The following is a 23,307-nucleotide window of genomic DNA, read 5'->3' as shown; positions in this document are numbered from 1 at the left end:
GCCGGGAGGCGCGGCGGCGCGCGCGCCGTGGGCTCGCCCTGCGCTCAGTAAACGGTGAGGCTCTGCAGCGCGGCCGAGATCTCGTCGGCGTTCGCGTCGACGTTCTCGTGGTGCACGATCTGCACGAGCAGGATGCGGCGGGGGCTCCGGAGCAGGATCTCGTGGGCGAAGGCGTCCGAGACGGGCTTCGACGGGATCTTCGCCTTGACGAGGTAGCTGCGCCCCTGCGTGTTCGCGGTGGCCACGGGCGCGCGGCCGGAGAGGATCTCCGCGCCCTGCTCCTCGAGGTCCGCCTCGTAGCGCTTGAGCACGTCGGGCCACGGATCCTCGGGGCTGTCGATGCGCTCGTAGATCGAGAACAGGAACTGCCGCGGGGACTGGTACGTGATGAAGCGGCGCTCGGGCGTGTAGTCGGCGCCGCCGACGTTCCAGTCCATCGGGCGGCTCATGCGGACGTCGCCGTTCATGAGGCCCACGCCGATCCGGCGCGGCACACGGTCCGTCGCCGGCGCGTCGAGCGGCGGGAAGTACACCTCGAAGCTCGAGTCCTTGCTCAGGGCGCCGGCGGCGCCGTGGAGGTAGAAGACGTCGTCCTGCTTGGGGGCGGTGGGCGAGCCGCCGCAGCCGGCGAGCAGCGCGATCGCAGCCACGGCGGCGCAGGCCACGCCTGCGCGCCCCGCTGCTCCGGCGGCGAGCGGACGGCGGGCGCGGAAGGCGGGGACGTGCGCGAGCATCGGCATTCCGGGGTGCCTCATCGGGGGGGAACTCTAGGCCAGCGAGGGCACGCCAGCCAAATGTTCGCCGAGGAGTTTGCCCTCGGGGTGCCCGGCATTGAATGATTGCCCGGCCCGGGCAGCGCTGCGCCTGCCGATCGAGGCGGTACCCCGTGCCGCGAGAGAGACATGTCCAACGAAAGCAAACCGAGTCGCAAGGGCGAGCCCGCCGGAGCACCGGCGGCGAGCGCGCCGAGCCCCCCCTCCACCCGCACGAGCCAGGGCCACGAGCGTCCTGCGCCTGGCCGCCGCGCGCCCCGGCGCCCCGCGCTCGCGGCAGCCTTCGCGCTTGCGCTGGGGGCCCCGGCGTGCAGCGGCATCGACGCCGGCGTGGACTACCCGGGCGACCTGCCCGCGATCGATCGGTACCTCTTGACCCCCGAGAACGGCCCCGAGGCGCCGCTCGCGCTGGGTGAGTTCAAGATCGGCCCCGAGACGTGCAGCGGCGTCGACACGCACCCGGTCACCCAGAAGCTCTCGCCCGAGGATCTCAGCCGCTTCCTCGCGGCGCAGGGCGCCGGGAGCATCACCCCGAAGCTGGCGAGGTCGAACCTGTACTGGTTCGACTTCCCCGCGCGCGACAAGTCGTTCGTTCGCCTGCGCCTTGCGGTGCTCGAGGACGCCAAGCACGCGACGCAGGATCTCCACGACGCGGTGCTGCAGCACGGGCCGGGCTGGTGGGGCGTCCGCCGCTCGAACCTCGCCGTGCTCGCGCCGAAGGCGAACCTGAGGGAGGCGATGGCGTTCGCCATCAAGTACAAGCTCGTCTGCTGGGGCGTCTTCACGTACGCGGCCAACGACGACGCGTACGTCGTCCCCGGGCCCTACGCCGAGCTGTGAGGGGAGCTGGCGGCGCGCGGAGCGGAGGCGCACGCCGCCGGCGCGCCGTCGGCAGACCTCTGCGAAGCTGGCCCACGCTCGGGGAGAACGCGTAGACTGCGCCCATGCGCCGTTACGTCTTGCTCGCCGCCGCCGTCGCTCCGATCCTCGCCGTGACCGCAGCCGTCTCCGTGCCCGGCTGCGCAGAGGAATTCGAGAACATTTGCACATTCCTCGACGATTCGAGCAGCTGCTACCACGCATTCCAGACTGAAACCGACGATCAGTGCTGGATGAAGGGTGAGGGGAACGGGCCGGTCGGCAATTTCGCGAGCCGCGACAAGCTCGACGTATGTTTCCTCAAATCGGGCGGTCAGATCGTCTTCGATCCGCCGCTCGACATCGCGGCGTTTCCCCCGAAGAGCATGGCTTTCAAGCGCCTGACCGCTCGGGCCGAGGAGTGCGGGTCCGTCGCGTTTTCAGGGGAGTTCAGCTACTCGGTGACCGTCAAGGTGCCCTGCACCGGCGCCGATATCGACGCCGGCGCGGAGGGATGCGCGGACGCTGGCGCCGACAACAATAGCACGATCGGCAGGACGCTCACTCTGACGACTCCGGAGGGCAGGAGCACCCTCGACGTGAGTTGTGCAGGCGGCAAGTCTCACCACTTCAATCGCGTCGACATCCAGGAGTGCGCGATCGAAGGACAAGACAGGTTGCAGCCTCGAGCCGTGCTCGAGGCGAACGCGGGCAACCAGCCCCCGCCGGATGCCGGCCCGGATACGACGGGCGATTTCGCGGGCTCTATCAAGCTCCGCATCTACCACCCGCAGAGCGGGGCGATAGAGGTGAACGAGAAGAGAGAGAAGAGGGTCGAGACAGACCCTGTTGTGGTCGAGTACTTCGACTGCGTCATCCCGCCGCCTGCGCCGCTCTGCTCCAACGGTCAGAAGGACGGACTGGAGACCGACATCGACTGCGGGGGCACGCTCTGCGAGAAGCGTTGTGACGATGGCCAGTCCTGTGCTGGGAATCAAGACTGCGCGACAGGAACGACGTGTCGACAGGACACCAGCGGCTTCCTCAAGTGCCAGACGTCGGACAGCAACAGCGCGAGCACCACCACCGGAAGCGCTGCAGGGGCTGGCGGCTCGGGCGGCGCTGGCGGAGAGTAGCTTCCGACTGGTCGGGCGTGATCTTGGCCGGGCGAGACTCGCACCCGCTGGACGACACCCCCGATTCGAAGCTGGCGCTCACTCCTTCCCTCGATACCAGCCTCATCAGCTCGCACGAGCCCCGCCCACGCGCCCCGATAGGCCCCCTCGCAGGGTGCCGAGCGGCTCGGCAAGCTCTCCGTACCTGGGGCCAACTCAGGGGACGCGGCATCACGTCATCGGTGCCACGTGACGTCCGCCTCCGCTCAGGCGACCAGCACCTTCACCACGAACGTCGTGCTCCCGAGGCGCAGCCGGTCGTTGTCGCGCAGCTGCCGGCGCTCGCCCTGTCCGAGGCGCTGCTCGTTGACGAAGGTGCCGTTGCGCGAGCCGTCGTCCTCGATGAAGACCTGACCCGTCGTCGGATCCGCGTGGATCGACGCGTGCCGTGAAGAGGCGCTCGCATCCGCGAGCCCGATCTCCGTCGCGGGGTCCGCCCCGGCGCGCCCCACCTGCGTCCGGCCGCTGTAGATCGGCCAGAAGCTGCCTCCGGGATCGTTCTGGAACGTCACGATGAAGCCGACGAGGACACGCGCGGGCTGCGCCGACACCTGCGGCACCGCGCCCGAGACCGCGCCCTGGACGATCGGCGGCGCGACGATCGCAGGCGCCCTGGCCTGAGCGACCGCCGGCACCCCGCCCTGCACCATCTGCGGCGGCGCGACCGCACCCCCCTGCACCATCATCGGCGGCGGCGCCACCACGCCCGGCTGCACCATCGGCGGCGGCGCCACCGCGCCCGGCTGCACCATCGGCGGCGCGACCAGCCCAGACGCCCCCGCCGGCACGACCATCGGCGGGGGCGCGACCATCTGCGGAGGCGCGCCGAAGACCGGCGCCGGCGCCACGGGCTGCTGCCCCATCGCGCCACCCATGGACGCGCCAGGCATCATGCCCGGGCCCGGCGCCCCGAGCGCCGGCTGGACCGGCGGGACGCCCGGCGCGTTCATCGGAGGAGACGCCGGCTGCGACGTGAGCCCCGCGGAGGGAGCCGCTCGGGCCCAGGGAGAGACCGGGAAGGGAGCTTCCCCACCCACCGCCGAGAAGGCGACGCTACCGCCCGGCGACGCCGGCACCGAGAGCCCGCCCCCGCCCACCCCGTACGCCTGAGGAGGAGGCGGATAGGCGCCCTGAGCGCCCCCTGCCGCGTAGCCTGGCGACGCCGCGCCGCCATAACCCGAGACGGCTGGCTGCCCTGGATAGCCCGGCGGGCCAGGCGGAGCATAGGCGCCAGCCCCCGCCTGCACCGGCGGAGGCGCGACCGGAACGGAGGCTCCAGGCGCTGCGCCCGCCACGCTCGTACCGCACATCGAGCAGGCAGCGTCGGTCTCCTTGAGCATCCACGCGCAGTTCGGACACGGCCTCATGCGATCTCGAGGCTACCGATTCGCTTGACACCCGTCGAGGCGAAAGCCGCGCTTTGGCGAGAGCGCGCGAGCCCGCCGCGCAGCTCGGCGTGCGCTGCGCCTGCGCAGGCGATGCCGCTGCCACGCGCCGGCGCGCGAGCGCGCCAAGCTCGCCGAGAGGAGAGGCGTCCGTCGCCGCCGCGCGGGGCGTCTTCACGAGAAGAGACACGAAAAAAGGCGCCGCGCGTTCGAGCCGCGCGGCGCCTCGCAGACAGGTCGCTCAGCGATCGCTGGCGACGGCCGTCGTCAGTTGCTGGCGATCGAGCTCTTCTCCGACTTCTCGATCTCCTTCTTCTCGCCGTCCTTCGACTCCTCGGTCGCGGGCGCGGGCTCGGGCAGCCGCTCGAGCGCGGCCTCCAGGACCTGCTCCATCCGGCTGACGAAGAAGAACTGCAGCTCGTCCACGACCTCCTTCGGGACCTCCTCGAGATCCGCCCGGTTGCGCTCGGGGACGATGATGCGCTTGATGCCGGCGCGGTGCGCCGCCAGCACCTTCTCCTTCAGGCCGCCGATCGGGAGCACGCGACCGCGGAGCGTGATCTCGCCCGTCATCGCGACGTCGTGGCGGACCTTGATCCCGGTGAGGAGCGAGACGAGCGCCGTGAACATCGTCACGCCCGCGCTCGGCCCGTCCTTGGGCATCGCGCCGGCGGGGATGTGGATGTGCAGATCGCTCTTCTCGAGGAAGTCCTTCGCGATGCTGTACCTCGACGCGTTGCTGCGCACGAACGACAGCGCCGCCTGCGCCGACTCCTTCATCACGTCGCCGAGCTGGCCGGTCAGCTGGAGCTTGCCCGTGCCGTACATCCGCGTCGCCTCGATGAAGAGGATCTCGCCGCCGACGCTCGTCCACGCGAGGCCCGTCGCGACGCCGCTCTCGGCGGTGCGCTCCGCGACCTCGCTCGTGTACTTCGCCGGGCCGAGGAACTCGTGCAGGTCGTCCTCGTTGTCGACGCGCCGCTTCTGCGTGTCGCCCTCGGCGACCTTCACCGCCACGCCGCGGATGACACCCGCGATCTGCCGCTCGAGCGACCGGACGCCGGCCTCGCGCGTGTAGTGATCGATGATCTCCTCCAGCGCCTTGTCCGTGACCTCCAGCTGCTCGGTCGTGAGCCCGTGCTCCGACAGCTGCTTCGGGAGCAGGTGCTGCCGCGCGATCGCGAGCTTCTCCTTCCGCGTGTAGCCGGGGATCTCGAGGATCTCCATGCGGTCGCGGAGGGGCGGCGGGATCGGATCCGCCACGTTCGCGGTCGCGACGAACATCACGTGCGACAGGTCGTACGGGATCTCCAGGTAGTGATCCGCGAACGTGTTGTTCTGCTCCGGATCGAGCACCTCGAGCAGCGCCGCCGACGGATCGCCGCGGAAGTCGTGCCCGATCTTGTCGACCTCATCCATCATGAAGACCGGGTTGATCATCCCCGACTTCTTCATGCCCTGGATGATCTGGCCAGGGAGCGCGCCGACGTAGGTGCGCCGATGGCCGCGGATCGCCGCCTCGTCGTGCACGCCGCCGAGCGAGACCCGGTGAAACTTGCGGCCGAGGGCGCGCGCGATGCTCCGGCCGAGCGACGTCTTGCCGACGCCGGGAGGCCCGAGCAGGCAGAGGATCGGGCCCTTCTTGTCCTGCTTCAGCTTCCGGACCGCCAGGTACTCGAGGATGCGCTTCTTGACCTTCTCCAGGCCGTAGTGGTCCTCGTCGAGCACCTTGCGGACGCTGCCGATGTCGAGGTTGTCCTGCGTCGACTGCGTCCAGGGCACGTCCAGGATCCAGTCGAGGTACGTCCGCACCACGGTGTACTCGGCCGACCCGACCTGCATCGTGCGCAGCCGCTTCAGCTGCTTCTTCGCGACGGTCTCCGCCTCGGTCGGCAGGTTCGCCTTCGCGATGCGATCCTCGAGCCCGTCGAGATCGCCCTGATCGCCGTCGTCCTCGCCGAGCTCCTCCTTGATGGCCTTGAGCTGCTGGCGCAGCACGTACTCGCGCTGGTTCTTGCCCATCTCCTCCTTGATCTGGGAGTTGATGCGCTCGCGCATCTTCAGGATCTCGAGCTGCCGCGTGAGCAGCCGCAGCACCTTGCGGATGCGCTCCTTGACGTCGATCGTCTCGATGAGCTGCGCCTTCTCCTCGACCGGAGCGTCGAGGTTCGCCGCGACGAGATCGGCGAGCGCGCCGGGCGCCTGGATGGAGTCGATGAGCGAGCCCGCCTCGCGCGGGAGCTCCGGCATCAGCTGGATGACCTGCTTCGCGATGTCGCGCAGGCTCATCGCCAGCGCCTCCGCCTCGACGTCCTCCGTCGCCGGCTCGTCCATGCGGCGGATCTTGGCGCGCAGGTACGGCGTGTGGGCCGTGACGCTATCGAGCCTGATCCGCGTGAGGCCCTGCAAGATCAACGAGTAGTTTCCCGAGCTGTGCTTCAGCGCCTTCAGCACGCGCGCGGCGCAGCCCATCGGGTACAGGTCCTCCGCCCCGGGATCGTCGGTCGACGGATCGCGCTGGGCGAAGATCGCGATGACCGGGCCGGGGAGGTTGTCGACATCCTCCACCAGCGCGACCGACTTCTCGCGGCCGACATCGAAGGGCGCGACGGCGCCCGGGAACAGCACCGCATTGCGGATCGGCAGAACCGGCAGCTCGTCGCCGAAGACGACCTCTTCCTCGGAGCGCGGCGGCATCGGCGGGTTCTTTTTCTCGGACATGGCGATCTCCTCTAGGCACCCGACCGGGGGAGGTAAACCCCTTCATCAACACGCAGCCGGGCCGCGCGGCCACCGCGCGCCCCGGTCATCTTGGCTTGCATCCAGACGGATGCGGATGGTGCAACGCGGAGCCCTGCTGGCAGCTCTTGGTGGAAGACAGCCCGCGAGGCTACGGGAACTCACCATAGACACGGCGCATGCCGCGTGCCACAGCCCTGGCCATTTTTTTGAATGTGGATACGCTGCGGGTGGTCAGCTCCGACTCCGACCTGCAGCGCTCGCTCGTCGCGCTCGTCACCACCTGGCGCGCGCGACGCGGCGCAGGAACCTCGGCGGCCGGGTCAACGAGGCGCGCCGAGGAGGCGCGCCTCGGCCTTGCCGCGCGCCGCGGCGAGGCCGAGGCTGCGCCCGGCACGGAGCGACACCCTGGCCCTCGCTGAACGATGATCGATCCCCTGCTCGGCCTCGGCGCGCTCGCGATCGCGATGCTCGGCCTTCCGGCGGCGCCGTCGCTCGATCCTGGGCCCAGCCCGGCGTGCCCGGCGGACATGCGGCTCGTCACCGGCACGCACCGCGACGAGGTGCAGCACGTCTGCGTGGAGCCGGTCAAGAGCGGCAAGGCGACCCACTGCTTCGCGTACTGGGAGGACATCACGGCCGAGGAGGGGCCGTCGACCGAGATCTCCGTGTGCATGGACCAGTTCGAGGCGCCGAACCAGCGGGGGGCGAAGCCGCTCGTCATGCAGTCGTTCGAGACGGCGACCGCGTGGTGCGCCGCGCGCGGCAAGCGGGTGTGCGCCGAGCAGGAGTGGGAGCTCGCGTGCGAGGGCCCCGAGCGGCGTCCCCTCGCCTACGGCTGGCGCGTGGACAAGGCGGTCTGCAACAGCGGCAAGGCCTGGCGGCCGGTCGACGAGCGGAAGCTCGGCGCCTCCGGCGAGGCGGCGCAGCGCGAGGTCGAGCGGCTCTGGCAGGGCGCGCCGAGCGGCTCCCATCCCGGGTGCGCCTCGACCTTCGGCGTCTTCGACATGATGGGCAACGTCGAGGAGTGGGTCGCCTCGCGCCGCGGCCGCCGGTGGCCAGGCGCGCTCATGGGCGGCTTCTGGGCCAAGCCGTGGACGGGCTGCCGCGGGACGAACGACGCGCACGATCCGAAGTTCGTGTTCTACGAGACCGGCTTCCGCTGCTGCGCCGATCCGCGCTCGGCTCTCCCTTCGCGCGGCGCGGCGGCGCGCGAGGCGGACGAAGAGCGCGGCGGGCGCCGAGCGCCCGGGCCCTGAGGCCGAGCCTCCACGGCGGCGCTCGCCGCGAGCGAAGAAGGCGGCACGACGGGCGCATGTCCTGCTAGAAGCCAGGGCGTGCGCGCCCTGTTCTTCGGTACCCCCGCCATCGCCGTGCCGTCGCTCGAGGCGCTCGCGTCGATCGCGGACGTCGTCGGCGTCGTCTGTCAGCCGGATCGGCCGGCCGGTCGCGGGCTCGAGCTGAAGGCGCCGCCGGTGAAGGTGAAGGCGCTGGAACTCGGCGTGCCCGTGCTGCAGCCCGAGAAGGTCCGCACGCCCGAGTTCGCCGCGTGGGTCGCGGGCGCCGGCGCGGACGTCGCGCTGGTGATCGCCTACGGGCGCATCCTGCCGAAGGCGGTGCTCGAGGCGCCGCGGCGCGGCTGCATGAACCTGCACGCGTCGATCCTGCCGCGCTACCGCGGCGCCGCGCCGATCACCTGGGCGATCGTCGGGGGCGAGACCGAGACGGGCATCTCGCTGATGCAGATGGACGAGGGCATGGACACGGGGCCGGTCTACGCGGTGCGCCGGACGCCGATCGGCCCGGACACGACCGCCGACGAGCTCGCGATCGATCTCGGGGCGCTCGCCGCGCGCGTCGTGCGCGAGGACCTCCGCCGCGCGGTGGACGGCGAGCTCGCGCTGACGCCGCAGGACCACGAGGCGGCGACGCACGCGGCGCTCCTGAAGAAGGAAGACGGGCGCATCCGGTGGGAGCGGAGCGCCCGGCAGATCCACGACCACATCCGGGGGATGACCTCGTGGCCAGGCGCCTTCACGACGATCGACGGCAAGGCGCTCAAGGTGCTGGCCGCGCGTGTCGAGAGCGAGGCCGACCAGGCCGGCGCGCCGCCGGGGACCGTGGTGATGGCCGGCCGCAGCGTCGTGATCGTCGCCTGCGGCGCGGGCGCGATCCAGATCGTGCGAGCCCAGGCCGAGGGGCGGAAGCCGCTCGCGGCGGCGGACCTCGTCGCCGGGCGGACGCTCCAGACGGGGATGGTGCTCGGTCGATGAGCGCCCCGGGCGCCGTTCACGGCACGCCGTCGATGAGCGCCGCCCGCGTCACGGCGCCCGGTCGTTGAGCGCCGCCCGCGTCACGGCCCGGCCGGGTGCCAGATCGTCTTCATCTCGACGAACCGCTCGATCCAGCGGGGGGACGTCGCCGCCCTGTCGTCGAACCACTCCGCCTCGCCGAGCGATCGGACGCGCACCCGCTTGACGCTGGCCGCGGCCGCCTCCTCGAGGCGCTTCGTCAGCGCCGCGTCCACGCCGTGCAGATCGAGCGCGGCGACGTCCATGTGCGCGGCGAGGTGCGGCAGCACCTCCGCGAGCTGGCCGGTGAGGACGTTGACGACGCCGCCCGGGAGATCGCTCGTGGCGAGCGCCTCGCCGAGGACGAGCGCCGTGCGCGGATCCGCCTCGCTCGCGAGCACGACGCAGGTGTTGCCGGCGGTGATCACCGGCAGGAGAGCGCCCGCGAGGCCGAGCAGCGCCGGCCGCGGCGGCGCCGCGATGACGACGACCCCCATCGGCTCGGGCACCGTGAAGGTGAAGTGCGGTCCGGACACGGGGCTCAGGCTCGCGAAGAGGCTCTGGTACTTGTCGGCCCAGCCCGCATAGGCGACCGCGCGATCGATCGCCGCCAGGACCTCGCGCTCGGCCGCGCCGGCGCCCTGCCCGCCGCGCTCGAGCGAGGCCGCGAGCTCCGCGCGCCGCGCCTCGAGCATCTCGGCGAGGCGGTAGAGGATCTGCCCGCGGTTGTACGCGGCGCGCGCCGACCAGCCGCCGAGCGCGCCGGCCGCCGCGAGCACGGCGTCGCGCCCGTCCTTGCGCGAGGCGCGCGGGATGTTCTCGACCGCGCCCGCGCCTCCGTGATCGCGCACCTGCGTGTACCTCCCGGACTCCGAGCGCACGAACGCGCCGCCCACGAACATCTTGTACGCCTTGCGCACGCCGACCCGCGCGCGCGCCTCGCCCGGAGGAGCGTCGAGCGCGGCCGCGCCGGCGCGCTCGCCGATCGACGTGCGCCCCTCGTCGCCGCCGCTGTCCTGGTCGCCGAGCGCCATCAGTCCACCTCGAGGTAGGCGAGCAGCCCCTGGCGCCCGCCCTCGCGGCCGAAGCCGCTCTCCTTGTAGCCGCCGAACGGCGCGCTGGGATCGAACTTGTTGAAGGTGTTCGCCCAGACGACGCCGGCGCGGAGTCGCTGCGCGACCCAGAAGCTCTTCGAGCCCTTGCCGGTCCAGACGCCCGCCGACAGCCCGTACATCGTGTTGTTCGCCTTCTCGATCGCCTCCTCGGGCGTGCGAAAGGTCAAGATCGAGAGCACCGGGCCGAAGATCTCCTCGCGCGCGATCCGGTGCGACTGCGCGACGCCCGTGAAGAGCGTCGGCGCGAACCAGTAGCCCCGCTGCGGGAGCGCGCAGCTCACCGAGAAGCGCGCGGCCCCCTCGCGCTCCCCCGCCGCCACGAGCTCCTCGATCTTCGCGAGCTGCGCCCGCGAGTTGATGGCGCCCACGTCCGTGTTCTTGTCGAGCGGATCGCCGACGCGCAGGGTCCCCATGCGCTCGCGCAGCTTGAAGAGGAGGGCGTCGTGGACGCTCTCCTCGACCAGGAGGCGCGAGCCCGCGCAGCAGACGTGGCCCTGGTTGAAGAAGATGCCGCCGATGATCCCCTCGACGGCCTGATCGAGCGGCGCGTCCTCGAACACGATGTTCGCGGCCTTGCCGCCGAGCTCGAGGGTGAGCCGCTTCCCGGTGCCGGCGAGCGCGCGCTGGATGCGCTTGCCGACCTCGGTCGACCCGGTGAACGCGACCTTGTCGACGCCGGGGTGGCCGACGACCGCCGCGCCCGTCGCGCCCGCGCCCGTGACCACGTTGACGACGCCGGGCGGGAGATCGGCCTCCTCGATGATCTTCGCGAGGAGCAGCGCGGTGAGCGGCGTCGTCTCGGCGGGCTTGAGCACGCACGTGTTGCCCGCCGCGAGCGCCGGGGCGAGCTTCCACGCCGCCATGAGCAGCGGGAAGTTCCACGGGATGACCTGACCCGCGACGCCGAGCGGCCGAGGATCGCGCCCGGGAAAGGCGTGCTCGAGCTTGTCCGCCCAGCCCGCGTGGTAGAAGAAATGCGCGGCCGCGAGCGGGAGATCGACGTCGCGGGACTCCTTGATGGGCTTGCCCCCGTCGAGCGACTCGACGACGGCGAGCTCGCGCGCCTTCTCCTGGAGGGCCCGGGCGATGCGGTAGATGTACTTGCCGCGCTCGAGCGGGCGCATGCGCGACCAGTGCTTCTCGTACGCGGCCCGCGCCGCCTGCACGGCGAGATCGACGTCCTGCTCCGAGGCCTCGGCGAACTCGCAGAGCTTCTCCTCGGTCGACGGGCTGATGCTGTCGAGGTAGCGGCCCGAGGCCGGAGCGCGCCACGCGCCGCCGATGAAGAGCTCGTACCGCGGCGCGATCGTCACGTGGTCGCGCCCCTCGGGCGCCGGCGCGTAGCGCCAGGCGTCGCCGAACACGACGGCCGCGTCGCGCGCCGCGGTCGCGTCCCGGGGCGAGCCCCCGTCGCCGCCAGCCGCGGCGGTGCTGTTGTCGCTCATGCGGCGCACTTTACGCCCGCGACCGCGGGTTGAACACCGACGCGGACCCGCCCTCGCGGCCCGGTCAGTCCTTGCTGAAATAGTCCCCGCTCTGGTAGGCGCCCGTCCGCTCCTTCTCGAGCTGCATGAGCACGTCGTTGAGGAGCGTCGACGCGCCGAAGCGGAACAGGTCGCTCGTGAGCCAGGCGTCGCCGAGGGTCTCCTTGACCAGCACGAGGTAGTGGAGCGCCTGCTTCGCGGTGCGGATCCCGCCGGCCGGCTTCATCCCGACGCGCCGCCCGGTCGCCTGCGCGTGATCGCGGATCGCCTCCAGCATCACCAGCGTCACCGGAGGCGTCGCCGCCGGCGTGATCTTCCCGGTCGAGGTCTTGATGAAGTCGGCGCCCGCGAGCATCGCGATGCGGCTCGCCTTGCGGACGCGATCGTAGGTCCCGAGCTCGCCCGTCTCCAGGATCACCTTGAGGTGCGCGTGCCCGCACGCCTCCTTGGTCGCGGCGATCTCGTCGTACACCGCGCCGTACTCGCCGGAGAGCATCGCGCCGCGGTCGATCACCATGTCGATCTCGTCGGCGCCGAGCTCGACCGCCTGGCGGACGTCGGCGAGCTTGACGGCGAGCGTGGAGAGGCCGCTCGGGAAGGCGGTCGCCACACTGGCCACCTTGACCGCCGAGCCCGAGACCGCTCGCTTCGCCACGGGGACGAGCTTCGGATAGACGCACACCGCCGCACAGGAAGGGATGTCCGCGCGCTCGTGGGGTCGAAGCGCCTTCTGACAGAGCTGCTCAACTTTTCCCGGGGAGTCTTTCCCCTCGAGGGTGGTGAGGTCCATCATCGAGATGGCGAGCTTGAGGCCGGCGACCTTGGCGGGGCCCTTGATGCTCCTTTTGCCGAGCCCGGCTGCGCGCTCTTCGACCATGACCTTATCCACGGTGGGCGAAGAGAAATCGGGGTAGGTAACCTCCCTGCCCTGGCGCACCACGCCGGGCGCGGCGCCGCCGTCGTTTCCGAAGATCGCCATCGGCCTCGTCTCCTGGTGGCGCGGGAACGTACCAGAAGCTTCGGATCGATCCCACCGAGTGCATGCTAACGTGCCGCTCTGAGATGAAGAGACGCTTCCCGATTGCCGTCGTTTTTGTCGTACTTGCTGTCGTCTTTGCCTTTGCCTCGCTGCTCGGGTGTGGCGCGGCCGAGCGACCCGATGGTGGACAAGGGCTTCTTCCGGTCGGCGCGACGGCGCCCGACGTCTTCGCCGCCGATCAGCACGGCGCGATCCAGCGGCTGTCCGACCAGCGGGGTCGGGCCGTGGTCGTGTACTTCTATCCGAAGGACGGGACGCCGGGCTGCACCGAGGAGGCGTGCGCGTTCCGCGACGCGTGGGATCGCTTCAAGCAGGCCAACGTGCAGGTCTTCGGCGTGTCCTCCGACACCCGCGAGTCGCACGAGGCGTTCGCGGTCGAGCACAAGCTGCCGTTCCCGATCCTGGTCGACACAGATCACGCGTGGGCCACTGCGTTCGGCGTGCCGATGCGGCTCGGGACGACGGCGCGCGTGACGTTCCTCGTCGATCCGGACGGCAAGGTCGCGAAGGTCTATCCGGACGTGGATCCCGGCGTGCACGCGGACGAGGTGCTGAAGGACGCCGCGCAGCTCACGGGCGCCGCGCTCCCGGTCGCGCCGGCGCCGTCGGGCAGCGCAGCGCCGGCCGGGGCGGACACCGCGGCGCCGGCCGCCACCGGGGCGGCGCCCCCGGCGGCGCCTGCGGGAGCGGTGGATCCGGCCACGGCCGCGCCGGTCGCGACGGGGACGGTGCTGCCCCCGGCGGCCCCCGCGGCGCCCCCGGCGAAAGGTCCGCCGGCGAAAGGTTCGCCGGCGAGGCGGTGACGCCCGCGCGCGCACCCGGCGCAGGAGCGCCGGCGGGTCGCGCGCGGACCGCGCGGGCCGCGCGGAGGGCTGACGGGAGATCTGCAGACGGGAGCGCGCGCGTGGTGCGTAGGTCGTCGGAATTTTTGAACACCAACGGGTTGGATCTCTGCGTCCATCGCTTCCGCGACGACCACGCGCGGCCGACGGGCCTCACGCTGCTGCTGCTCCACGGCTTCCTCGACGCCGGGAGCACGTGGGACCTCGTGGCCGAGCCGCTCGCGCGGGCGGGGCACGACGTCGTCGCGCCGGACCTGCGCGGGTTCGGCCGGAGCGCCCGCGTCGGCGCGGGCAGCTACTACTACTTCCCCGACTACATCGCCGACGTCGCGGCGCTCGTGGACGCGCTCGCGCCGGCGCGGCTCGGCGTGGTGGGCCACTCGATGGGCGGCGCGGTCGCCGTGTACTACGCGGGCGCGTGCCCCGGCCGCGTCGAGCGCCTGGCGCTGCTCGAAGGCATGGGGCCGCCGGCGAGCGGCCCCGAGGTCGCCGTCGCGCGCGTCGAGGCGTGGCTGCGCCAGATGGCGGAGCTCGATCGCGCGCCGCGGAAGCTCTCGTCGATGCAGGACGCGATCGCGCGGCTCGTGGCGAACCACCCGCGCGTGCCGCGCGACGTGCTGGCGACGCGCGCGCCGCTGCTCACGCGGGAAGCGCCGGACGGCGGCCTCGCGTGGGCGTACGATCCGATGCACCGGACGACCTCGCCGCTGCTGTTCCAGGTGGAGGCGTTCATGACGTTCCTGGAGCGCATCGCGTGCCCGACGCTGCTCGTGAGCGGCGGGCCGACGGGGTGGCACCCGGAGGACGAAGCGGAGCGGGTGGCGAGGCTCAAGCGCGCGGAGCACGTCGAGCTGCCGGAGGCCGGGCACATGATGCACTGGTCGGCGGCGGCGGAGCTGGCGGAGCGGCTGGGCGAGTTCTTCGCCGCGGGAGGAGACGCCGGGGGCACGGCGGGCGCGGGGATCAGGGAGGGCGCCGAAGCGGCCGAAGCAGCGGCGGCAGCGAGCGAAGCCGGATCGCTCGAGGACGAAAATAAAAGAGCTTGACTCGGCGGGGCGAGTGGGTAATCTGCGCGCCTCCTCGACGAGAGGCGTGCCACCTTAGCTCAGTGGTAGAGCAACGGTTTCGTAAACCGTAGGTCTCGAGTTCAAATCTCGAAGGTGGCTCAAAGTGAATGCCAGCGTGTTCGCTCACCCTAGTGGGTGAGCAGGAGGCCGCTGGCCCTGGGTGGTCTGAGCAGCGCGACGAGCTCTGTGGCTGGGGAGCTCGTGAAGCCGAGATCTACGGTTCACGAAACCGTGGCTCTACCGGCCGGCGTTCCAGATAGCGCGCCTCTGCGGGGCGCGCTGGTGTAGTCGCTTCTTGTCGCTCGATGTCGAGCGCCCCCTGCGGACGTCGCCTTCCGGCGGTGGAGAACTTCGCCGCCGCTCCAAGGCGGAGGCTCCCACGAGCTCGTCCAGAGAGCGACGGCGAGCTCCGTCAAGGCGCAGCGCAGACGGAGCTCGTGACGAAGCGCGCAGGGAGACTGCTGGCCGCGCGCAAGGCCGTGGGCCACGAGGCCGGAACTTTGCGACCGTTGTCGAGTCCTTTTCGAGGCGTCGCAGGTCTATCGCCTCGACGGTTCGCCACCTTGCCTTCGGGCCTGCTCTGATCGCGAACAGCTCGCCGCCTGATCGCGATCCGCCTCTAGCCCGCTCCCAGACGAGCATTTCCGTGGATTTCGCCCCCGATCGAGCCGGCACGACGGGTGCTGAAGAGCCCGGCTGGGTGCGACGGGCTCGTGCCTGTGCCGGAGCGATGGGTGCTCTGCATTCAGGGCAGGCTCGGGGCGCACCCAGGACGGGATGAACCATGTCGAGGAACTGGGATCAGACGCTCAAGGAGTGGGCCGAGACGATCGACGCCACCGACGAGGAGCGGGGTAGCCGCGCCTGCGAGGCCATCAAGAAGGCGATTCGCAGCGCGTCGAACCTGAAGCACAAGAAGATCGATGTCTCCGTCACCGGCTCCTACCGGAACAACACCAACACGCGCACCGACAGCGACATCGACGTAGCCGTCGTGCTGCACGACGTTGCCTTCTACGCATTTCCTGCCGACGGCTCGGTGACGCAGAAAATGCTCGGGATCCAGGGTTCGGACTACTCTTTCGACTCCTTCCGCAACGACGTCGAGGCGGCGCTCCGGGCCGAGTTCGGCGCCAGCAGCGTCGCCGCCGGAAACAAGGCTTTCGACGTCCGCGCTTCCGGCGCTCGGCTCGACGCCGACGTGGCGGTGTTCCTGAAACACCGCCGCTATACCGGCAGGAAGACTGCAGTTGGAGACTGGGAATACTTCGATGGCGTCGAGCTGCGCCCGCGCAACGCGCCCACACTGCGCATCATCAACTGGCCGGACCAGCACTACAAGCGCGGCGTCGCAAAGAACGACGCGACCAACAGGCGGTTCAAGCGCTTGGTCCGCATCTTCAAGCACCTGCGCGCCGACATGGCAGCGCAGGGAGATGCCGGGCAAAAGAGCGCCGCCGGACAGGTGAGCTCGTTCGTCCTCGAGTGCCTCGTCCACAACGTACCGGACACGCACTTCAACCAGGAGGATGGTGGTTATATGAAGGACACGAAGGCCGTCCTGAGCTGGCTGCTGCGCGCCACCCAGCCCGGCTCCGAGAGCTCTTCGCTGACCGAGGTGAGCGGGATGCAGCCGCTCTTCCACGGGCCGGCGCGGCGGACGCCAGAGCAGGCCTATGCGTTCCTGAAGGCGGCATGGCCGCGGGTTCGTGGCACGGAGCCGCTCCCCCGATGAACCGCGCGTCGCTCACGATCCTCGTGCTCCTCGGCGCCGCCATCTGGGCGCTCTCCCTGAGCGGGCATGGCTGGGTCCTGCCGCTGTCGTTCTTCACCCCCCTGTCGGCCGTGGTGTCGGCGATGTCCGTCATGATTCTGCTCTGGGACGTGTGGCTGTGGCGGCTCGGCCTGCTGCATCCCTGGCCGGTGAGCAGGCCTGTTCTGCGGGGCACCTGGCGAGGCGAGCTCACGCCCGCGAAGGGCGAGGCGCGCACCATCTTCCTCGTCCTCGACCAGGCGTTCTCCAGGATCGAGACCCGGACCTTCACCGCCGAGTCCCGCTCCGCGAGCATCGCCGCGCGTCTCGACAAGGTGGACGGCGAGTTCCTGCTCGCGGCCATCTACCGCAACGATCCTGACCTGCTCCTCCATGAGCGCAGCCGTATTCACCGCGGGGCCGTGTGTCTCTGGGTCCACGGGCCCAACCCCACGGAGCTCAGCGGCTGGTACTGGACCGACCGGGACACGAAGGGACAGCTCCGCTTCGAGCGCGTCTCTCGGCAGCTCTCGAGCGACTTCGCGAGCGCCACCGCCCTCGCCGCGCCCTCGGCGTAGGTTCAGGCCAGCCCCAGCAGCCTGCGCAGCTTGCCCCGCGATACGCCGAGCCGGCGCGCCGCCTCCGACTGGTTGTCCCTGCACTCCGCGAGCACCTGCTCCGCCGCCTCCCGGGTCAGCGCCACCCGGGCGGCGAGCGGGCCGAGCACCCGCTCGACCGCGTGCTGCGTGAGCGGCGCCGAAGGGCCGATCATCGCCGCGAGACGATCCACGTCACGCACGTTCGCCGGCCACCTCTCCAGCATGAGCCGCTCGACCGCCTCCACCTCGGTCTCCCGCGGATCGAAGGGCGCGCCCCGCCGCTCGCGCAACGCCTGGAGCACGGCAAAGACGTCCTCTGGCCGCTCCCGCAGCGGCAGGAGATCGATCCGAACGAGGAACCGCGCCAGGAGGTCGCGACGGAACGCGCCCCGCTCCACCATCGCCTCGAGAGCCCGGTTCGTGGCGGCGATGAGCGCCACCTCGACCCGGGCCGGACGGTCCTCGCCCACCGGGAGGATCTCGCGGTTCTCGAGCAGGCGCAGGATCTTCGGCTGCACCTCGAGCGGCAGCTCGCCGATCTCGTCGAGGAACACGGCGCCCCCCTGGTGCGCCCGGAGCACGCCGCGGCTATCGCCCACAGCGCCGGAGTAGGCGCCCTTCTTCCAGCCGAAGAGCTGGCCTTCAAAGACGCTTGCGGGGATCCCAGCGACGTTGACGGCCGCGAACGGCTTGCCCCGGCGCCCGAGGGCCTCGACGACGGCCTCGGCGAGGAGCTCTTTGCCCGTGCCGGTCTCGCCCTGGAGGAGCACGTTGACCTCGCGACGCGCGGCCAGCGCGAGGAGCTCCGCACGCACCGCGGTGAGACCCCACGGGCCCACGAGGCGACCGAGCGGCGGCGCCGGCGACAGGGCGCCGGTGAAGGCCTCGCGGTAGACCAGAAGCGTTTTGCCGAGGCGCACGACGTCGCCGTCATCGAGGCCCATCCGCTGCCGTGCGCGGAGCGGAACGCCATTGAGGAACGTGCCGTTGCGCGAGCCGACGTCCTCGACCTGAAGGCGACCTCCCGTCCGGGAGAAGCCGAGGTGCCGGCCCGACACCTCGGCGTCAGGGAGGCCTGCCGACACGAGCCAGGCGCGGCCGACGACCTCGCCGGACGCGGGGATAGGCAGGGCCACGGCCCCGGGGAAGGCCGCGAGGAGAACGGGGTGACCGCACTCCCCGTCGCCCGCCGACGGGGGCCGGTGCTCCTCGGTCGTGGGCTGGGAACGGCTGTCGGCGCGCATGGCTCAGGGCCCCTCGCTCGTCCTGGGATCGAGGTAGACGGCGAGCTTGATAGCGCCCCTCTCGGGATCGCCGATGTACACGTAGAGCCCCCCGCACAGCGCCGAGACGAGCACAGGCGGGCTCCTCACGCGCCCCGGCAGGTACGCGCCGTCGTCGATGGAGAACTGGATCCTCATGTCCTCGACGTCCTCGGTGGTCACGGCGAGGCGATTGACCTCGTCACCGTTCCGCGACCCGATCTTGAAGAACGGCGCACACACGGGCGGATCGCCGATGCGCATGCACACTTTGGAGTAAGGGCGGGACCTGGTCATGTCCTGAGTGTCGGGACCGAACACGCTCGACAAGCGCAACCACCACAGCGCGGCTCTGGGCAGCGGCGGAGCCGCGCCGGTGCACCGGGGGCAGCGGAGCTTCGTCGGCCCCTTGCATACCATGTGCGACGGGCAACACGCCTCGAGCTCCGGGGTGGTAGCGGCTGGCACCTGCGGTGGCTCCGGCACGGTGGACGCGTCAGACGGCGGCGAGAGGGGCGGAATGCTCCCAGCCATCGGCTCCTCTCGCGAGGCGACGAGGGAGACGAGGAGCTCGATACCGCCGCCCGCGATCCATGCCGTCGCGACGCCGATCACCGAGATCACGAGAGCGAGCGTCGCCAGCCTCCACCCGGCTCGCCGTCCAGCCGGCGATGAGCCATGCGCAGGCGGGGCCGGCGGCGGGGAGAGGTTCTGCGGCTGCGTATTGATCACGCTCGCAATCGGCGGCGGCGTCATCTTCGCCGGTTGCGTCGCGGGCACGGGCGCAGCCCGCGGCGGCGTCATCTTCGCCGGTTGTGTCGCGGGCACGGGCGCAGCCCGCGGCGGCGTCATCTTCGCCGGTTGCGTGATGGCCACGGCCGGGACCGGCGGCGACGTCATCGGTGCCGTCGCCACCTGGTGCGGCAACGTCGGCGCGGACAGCAGCGGTGATAGCGTCCCTGCTGCCGCGGGTACGCCGGCTGCCTCCGTGTTGGCGGTCGCAGCGCCCGTCCGCAGGATTTCCAACAGCGCCGCCCCGTTCGCCGGCCGCTGGAGCGGCGACAGCGCGAGACTGGCCTCCACCGCTGCGCCCCATGGCCCGGCAGGCCCCCGCGGCGGCCACACGATGCGCCCCGCCTGCGCAGCTTTGTAAGCGCGTGCGAAGTCGACCAGGGTCGCGCTCGACGCAAGGCCGGTGGGGTGACTGTGGAACAGGACCTCCCACGCCATGACGCCGAACGCGAACAGATCGCGCGAGGGTCCCTCGGCTCGCCCCCACGTCGCCGGGTCGACGAGCTCCGGCGCCATGTAGGGGATCGTGCCCACCACCGCCCCCAACGACGTCAACGGCCGCGGATTGCCCGCCGATGCCGCGATGCCGAAGTCGAGCAGCTTGACTGCGCCAGGTCGCCGCGGGTCGGACCAGAAGCTGTCCGCGAGCAGCACGTTGTCCGGCTTCAGATCGCGGTGCACGAGCCCCGCGCCGTGCACATAGGCGAGCGCCGAGGCGACCTGCTCGAGCGCGGCGAGCGCGCGTTCGCCGTCCAGCTGCCCGTCGCTCGCCGCCACGGCCAGCGACCGGCCCCGCACGAAGTCCATCACCAGGCCCACGAGCCCAGCGTGCAGATCCTCGAAGAAGCCGTGGCAGGCGACGAGCGCCGGGTGCTTCGCCGACGCGAGGATCTTGGCCTCGCGCCGGGCGCGATCGAAGCTCTGCCGCCCGGCTTCCTCGAGGCGAACGAGCTTCAGCGCCCGGACCACGCCGCCTTCGCGCGGGTCGATGACCTTCCACACCGCGCCCTGACCGCCCTCGCCGAGGGGCATCACCAGCGTGTAGTGATCGACCCGATCACCTGCGCGGAGCCGCATGCAGCCCCCTCACCCGCGCGCTGGCTGCGTTGCCTGCAGCTCGCCCCACGCCACGAGGATGACGGCCCCCTCCGCTGGCCTGCGCTCCTCCCCCTCCAGCGCGGTAAACAGCGCGCCTGCGAGAGCCACGGGACCGCTGTCGCTGATCTTGGCCATCGTGGATCGGCGGATCGCTGGCATGGTACGGCCTTATACCCCCACGAGCGCAACCACGAGAACGGCAAGGAGCGCCACGAGACCGACCACGAGCGCCACGACCAGCCCCCACCTCGTCCTGGAAAGCGCCGCACATGTCGCCCTGACGCTGGCGCCAGCCTTCGCCTGCTCCCAGGGCTCCGTCCTCGCCAACCGCTCTCCCGCCGCCGCCCCCGCCATGACGGCGGCCGCCCCTTCCCACTTCTCCGTGCTCACCGGCGCGCCCGCACCCGGCCCAGCCGCAGCCGCTCCGTCCCACTTCTCCGTGCTCACGAGCGCCCCCGTCCCCGTCGTGCGCGCCGCTGCTCCCGGCGCAATCTGCGCCTCAACTTCGGTCTGCGCTGCCCCACCCTCCACCGGCAGCGCCGGCGAAGGTGCCGTCCCCGCGGCAGCTTCGCTCCCGGTCCCAGGCGCCTTCCCCGCGCTCGCCGCCCCCAGCCCCCACGCCGGTTCCACCCTGAACCTCTGCGCCATCGCCAGCCTGCTCCGCGCATCCGCGCCCGGCGCCGCGCTCCCCGGCATCACCCCCTGCCCCGGCAGCGCCGCCACCAGCTGCGCCGCGCTCTCCGCCCTCTCCCCCCGAAGCGCCCCCGCGCGCTTGCGGATCGCCCGCTCCCTCGCCGCGTCCGCCGCCTCGCTCAGGAGCTGCCGCGCGCCCGCGTCGTCGACGGCCCTCTCCGCCGTCACCGCGGTCCCCGCCACCTCGCGCAGCGCCGCCGCGAGCTCCGCCGCCCGCGCAAACCGCGCTTCGGGCCGCTTGGCAAGGCACCTGGCCACCGCGCTCCAGAGCGCCTCCGGACACCCCGGGAGCACCTCCGGCAGGGGCGTCGCTTCCAGGTGCACGTGCGCCGCCTGGATCTCCGTCTCCCCGATGCCCGACGCCTCGTCGAGCACCGCATACGGGTGCGCCCCCGCCAGCATCTCGTACATGACCACGCCGAGCGCATACAGATCTGCGCGCGCGTCCACGGCGCCCCCGGCGACCTGCTCCGGGGCCATGTAACGCGACGTCCCGACCGCCCTCCCTTGCCCTGTCAGCCCGAGGCCCACGCCCCGCGCGTCCTTCGCCACGCCGAAGTCGACGAGCCGCGCGCGCACGCCGTCGCTCACCAGGACGTTCTCGGGCTTCACGTCGCGGTGCACGAGGTCGGCCTCGTGCGCCGTCGAGAGCGCGTCCGCGATCTGGATCGCGTAGTGGAGCGCGCGCACCGGATCGAGCCGCGCGCCGCCCGCAATGATCTCCCGCAGCGGCACGCCCGAGGCGCGCTCCATCACCATGAAGAGCCGCCCGTCCGCGGCCCTGCCGGCGTCGTACAGCCGCACGATATTCGGGTGCGCGACCCGCGCGGCGAGCCTCGTCTCCCGGAGGAAACGCTCGGCGTAATGCACCTCCCCCGCGAGGGCGCGGTGGATGATCTTGATCGCCACCGGCCGCTCGAGCGCCGTGTCGAGGGCGGCCCAGACCTCGCCCATGCCGCCGCGTCCGAGGAGGCGCTCGATCAGGAAGCGCCCCTGGAACAGCGCCCCGGGGCTCAACGGCTCATCGACGCTCGTCACCTCGCGACACCCTACCTCGCAGCAGCCGACGATAGCGAAAGAGCGCCCGGCCCTCCTCGCTTCTCTGCCCTTGTTGGCCCTCCCTGGGAACGGTAGCGTCGGGTGTCGATCGCGCGAAGCGCGCCGAGCGCATGCAGCGCCCGCGGGCAGCGCGCCCCCGGAGCCCGATGTCGAGCCCCCGCCCCGACCCCGATGACGGCGATCCGACCCTCGAGGCCCGCGTCGCCCACGCCGTCGCGCCGTACGCCGATCTCCTGCCCGCCGAGGATCTCGAGGCGCTGCGCGCGCTGACCGCGCGCTTCCTCGCGACGCATCCCGTGGCGGCCCCGCTCGTCGACCGGCTCCGCCCGCGCACGCCCCCCGCCGCGAGCGGCGAGGTCGACCGGCGCGAGCCCGCGGCGCTGGCCGAGGCGGCGCAGCGGCTCGCGGCGAAGGCGGGCGCAGCCAAGCGGCGAGGGCAAGGCGGCGCCCGATGAGCCACGGCGATCGGCCGCGGAGGCCCCTCCGCCCCGACCAGCAGGCGCTCGTCGCGGAGTCCGTGCCGCTCGTCGAGAAGCTCTGCGGTCACTTCCTCCGGCGGACGCGCGCGCACTACGTGGCCGACGATCTCCGCTCCGCCGCGGTCCAGGCGCTCCACGAGGCCGCGCTCGGCTACGATCCCGCCCGCGGCGTCCCCTTCCAGGTCTACGCCTGGCGGCGCGTCGACGGCGCGCTGTCGGACGCGCTGCAGCAGGAGTCGAAGCACTGGCGCGCCGCCCGCGAGGACGGCTACGACGCCGCCGAGGCGGCGCAGGACACGAGCGACGTGCTCGCCGACGGCGACGCCGAGACGACCGCGCAGGCCGACGGGATGGCCGACCAGGTCGCGGCCGCCGCGGTGCTCGGCCTCGTCGGCCGCGCGCTGACGGCGCAGGGCGAGGAGGGCGAGCGGCTCCGCGCCACGTACGACCGCGCGGTCCGCGCGGTGGAGGCCGCCCTGTCGCGGCTCCCGGACGAGGAGCGGCGCGTCCTCGTGCTCCGCCACGTCGAGGAGCGGACCTGGCAGGCGATCGGCGCGGCGCTCGGCTGCTCGGAGCGGACCGCGAAGCGGCGCAGCGCGGAGGCCCAGAAGCGGTTCGCCGCCGCGCTGCGAGCGGACCGGGAGCGCGCGCAGGGCGGCGCCGCCGCGCCGGATCGGGTGGGGTTGGCTGGCGCGACATCGGGGTGAGCCCAGGAGCTCCCATCGTCATCCTGAAAACGCAGGCTAGCCAGCGACCATCCGCCTTCGCACGCCGCGCGTGCGTGAGGTACGCTTGACGCATGCA

19 protein-coding genes and 1 tRNA gene are annotated in these 23,307 nt (G+C 71.9%); 11 read left to right on the top strand and 9 right to left on the bottom strand.

The window, feature by feature from the left end:
• Positions 1-44: 44 nt before the first annotated feature.
• Positions 45-755 carry a hypothetical protein gene (locus ACSRUE_RS23345; RefSeq protein WP_441292929.1) on the bottom strand — a complete coding sequence of 237 codons (711 nt, stop codon included), beginning with the start codon at positions 753-755 and terminating at the stop codon, positions 45-47.
• Positions 756-902: 147 nt separating this feature from the next.
• On the opposite strand from ACSRUE_RS23345, the gene ACSRUE_RS23340 reads away from it, so the two are divergent.
• Both ACSRUE_RS23340 and ACSRUE_RS23335 read left to right on the top strand, forming a co-directional pair.
• A complete protein-coding gene (locus tag ACSRUE_RS23340; protein WP_441292928.1) occupies positions 903-1,613 on the top strand; it encodes a hypothetical protein in 711 nt (236 codons plus the stop codon).
• Between the two features lie 104 nt (positions 1,614-1,717).
• The gene (locus tag ACSRUE_RS23335) at positions 1,718-2,767 is read left to right on the top strand and encodes a hypothetical protein (RefSeq protein WP_441292927.1); all 1,050 of its coding nucleotides are present in this window, start codon (positions 1,718-1,720) and stop codon (positions 2,765-2,767) included.
• A 245-nt stretch (positions 2,768-3,012) separates the two neighbouring features.
• Here the strand turns inward: ACSRUE_RS23335 and ACSRUE_RS23330 are convergent, their stop codons facing one another.
• A complete protein-coding gene (locus tag ACSRUE_RS23330; RefSeq protein WP_441292926.1) occupies positions 3,013-4,173 on the bottom strand; it encodes an FHA domain-containing protein in 1,161 nt (386 codons plus the stop codon).
• A 285-nt stretch (positions 4,174-4,458) separates the two neighbouring features.
• Positions 4,459-6,912: an endopeptidase La gene (gene lon / locus ACSRUE_RS23325; RefSeq protein ID WP_437766402.1), complete on the bottom strand. Its 2,454-nt coding sequence runs from the start codon at positions 6,910-6,912 to the stop codon at positions 4,459-4,461.
• Positions 6,913-7,355: 443 nt separating this feature from the next.
• On the opposite strand from lon, the gene ACSRUE_RS23320 reads away from it, so the two are divergent.
• Positions 7,356-8,189: a formylglycine-generating enzyme family protein gene (locus ACSRUE_RS23320; protein WP_437766401.1), complete on the top strand. Its 834-nt coding sequence runs from the start codon at positions 7,356-7,358 to the stop codon at positions 8,187-8,189.
• A 78-nt stretch (positions 8,190-8,267) separates the two neighbouring features.
• A complete protein-coding gene (fmt, locus tag ACSRUE_RS23315) occupies positions 8,268-9,203 on the top strand; it encodes a methionyl-tRNA formyltransferase (protein ID WP_437766400.1) in 936 nt (311 codons plus the stop codon).
• Positions 9,204-9,283: 80 nt separating this feature from the next.
• On the opposite strand, the gene ACSRUE_RS23310 is transcribed toward fmt, so the two are convergent.
• From ACSRUE_RS23310 to deoC, 3 genes are all read right to left on the bottom strand, one after another.
• Complete coding sequence (locus ACSRUE_RS23310; protein ID WP_441293120.1) at positions 9,284-10,123, bottom strand: aldehyde dehydrogenase family protein; 840 nt, start codon at positions 10,121-10,123, stop codon at positions 9,284-9,286.
• Positions 10,124-10,254: 131 nt separating this feature from the next.
• Positions 10,255-11,781, bottom strand: a complete 1,527-nt coding sequence (locus ACSRUE_RS23305) for an aldehyde dehydrogenase family protein (RefSeq protein WP_441292925.1) — start codon at positions 11,779-11,781, stop codon at positions 10,255-10,257.
• A gap of 64 nt (positions 11,782-11,845) precedes the next feature.
• Positions 11,846-12,799: a deoxyribose-phosphate aldolase gene (deoC, locus tag ACSRUE_RS23300; RefSeq protein ID WP_441292924.1), complete on the bottom strand. Its 954-nt coding sequence runs from the start codon at positions 12,797-12,799 to the stop codon at positions 11,846-11,848.
• A gap of 83 nt (positions 12,800-12,882) precedes the next feature.
• Here deoC and ACSRUE_RS23295 point away from each other — a divergent pair, with 83 nt between their 5' ends.
• The 5 genes from ACSRUE_RS23295 (at position 12,883) to ACSRUE_RS23275 (ending at position 17,099) form a co-directional block, all read left to right on the top strand.
• Positions 12,883-13,662 carry a peroxiredoxin gene (locus tag ACSRUE_RS23295; protein WP_441292923.1) on the top strand — a complete coding sequence of 260 codons (780 nt, stop codon included), beginning with the start codon at positions 12,883-12,885 and terminating at the stop codon, positions 13,660-13,662.
• A gap of 125 nt (positions 13,663-13,787) precedes the next feature.
• On the top strand, positions 13,788-14,747 hold the full coding sequence (locus ACSRUE_RS23290; RefSeq protein WP_441292922.1) for an alpha/beta fold hydrolase: 960 nt from the start codon (positions 13,788-13,790) through the stop codon (positions 14,745-14,747).
• 48 nt (positions 14,748-14,795) lie between these two features.
• Positions 14,796-14,867, top strand: a tRNA-Thr gene (locus ACSRUE_RS23285).
• Between the two features lie 685 nt (positions 14,868-15,552).
• Complete coding sequence (locus ACSRUE_RS23280) at positions 15,553-16,503, top strand: nucleotidyltransferase domain-containing protein (protein WP_441292921.1); 951 nt, start codon at positions 15,553-15,555, stop codon at positions 16,501-16,503.
• A complete protein-coding gene (locus ACSRUE_RS23275; RefSeq protein WP_438037690.1) occupies positions 16,500-17,099 on the top strand; it encodes a hypothetical protein in 600 nt (199 codons plus the stop codon). The genes ACSRUE_RS23280 and ACSRUE_RS23275 overlap by 4 nt, the downstream gene beginning before the upstream one ends.
• 2 nt (positions 17,100-17,101) lie before the next feature.
• On the opposite strand, the gene ACSRUE_RS23270 is transcribed toward ACSRUE_RS23275, so the two are convergent.
• From ACSRUE_RS23270 to ACSRUE_RS23260, 3 genes are all read right to left on the bottom strand, one after another.
• Positions 17,102-18,364: a sigma 54-interacting transcriptional regulator gene (locus tag ACSRUE_RS23270; protein ID WP_441292920.1), complete on the bottom strand. Its 1,263-nt coding sequence runs from the start codon at positions 18,362-18,364 to the stop codon at positions 17,102-17,104.
• 3 nt (positions 18,365-18,367) lie between these two features.
• Positions 18,368-20,251, bottom strand: a complete 1,884-nt coding sequence (locus ACSRUE_RS23265) for a serine/threonine protein kinase (protein ID WP_441292919.1) — start codon at positions 20,249-20,251, stop codon at positions 18,368-18,370.
• Positions 20,252-20,440: 189 nt separating this feature from the next.
• Positions 20,441-22,003, bottom strand: a complete 1,563-nt coding sequence (locus ACSRUE_RS23260; RefSeq protein WP_441292918.1) for a serine/threonine-protein kinase — start codon at positions 22,001-22,003, stop codon at positions 20,441-20,443.
• Positions 22,004-22,170: 167 nt separating this feature from the next.
• On the opposite strand from ACSRUE_RS23260, the gene ACSRUE_RS23255 reads away from it, so the two are divergent.
• Together ACSRUE_RS23255 and ACSRUE_RS23250 are read left to right on the top strand one after the other, a co-directional pair.
• Positions 22,171-22,479 carry a hypothetical protein gene (locus ACSRUE_RS23255; protein ID WP_437766391.1) on the top strand — a complete coding sequence of 103 codons (309 nt, stop codon included), beginning with the start codon at positions 22,171-22,173 and terminating at the stop codon, positions 22,477-22,479.
• Positions 22,476-23,210, top strand: coding sequence for a sigma-70 family RNA polymerase sigma factor (locus ACSRUE_RS23250; RefSeq protein WP_441292917.1), 735 nt, complete (start codon positions 22,476-22,478; stop codon positions 23,208-23,210). Before ACSRUE_RS23255 ends, ACSRUE_RS23250 begins: the two co-directional genes overlap by 4 nt.
• The last annotated feature ends 97 nt before the right edge of the window (positions 23,211-23,307 follow it).

The organism is Sorangium sp. KYC3313 (genome assembly GCF_052075895.1).
Taxonomy (GTDB): Bacteria; Myxococcota_A; Polyangia; order Polyangiales; family Polyangiaceae; genus Sorangium; species Sorangium cellulosum_B.
The sequence above is the reverse complement of the archived record's forward strand: the minus strand, read 5'-3'. Positions and strand labels throughout refer to the sequence as shown.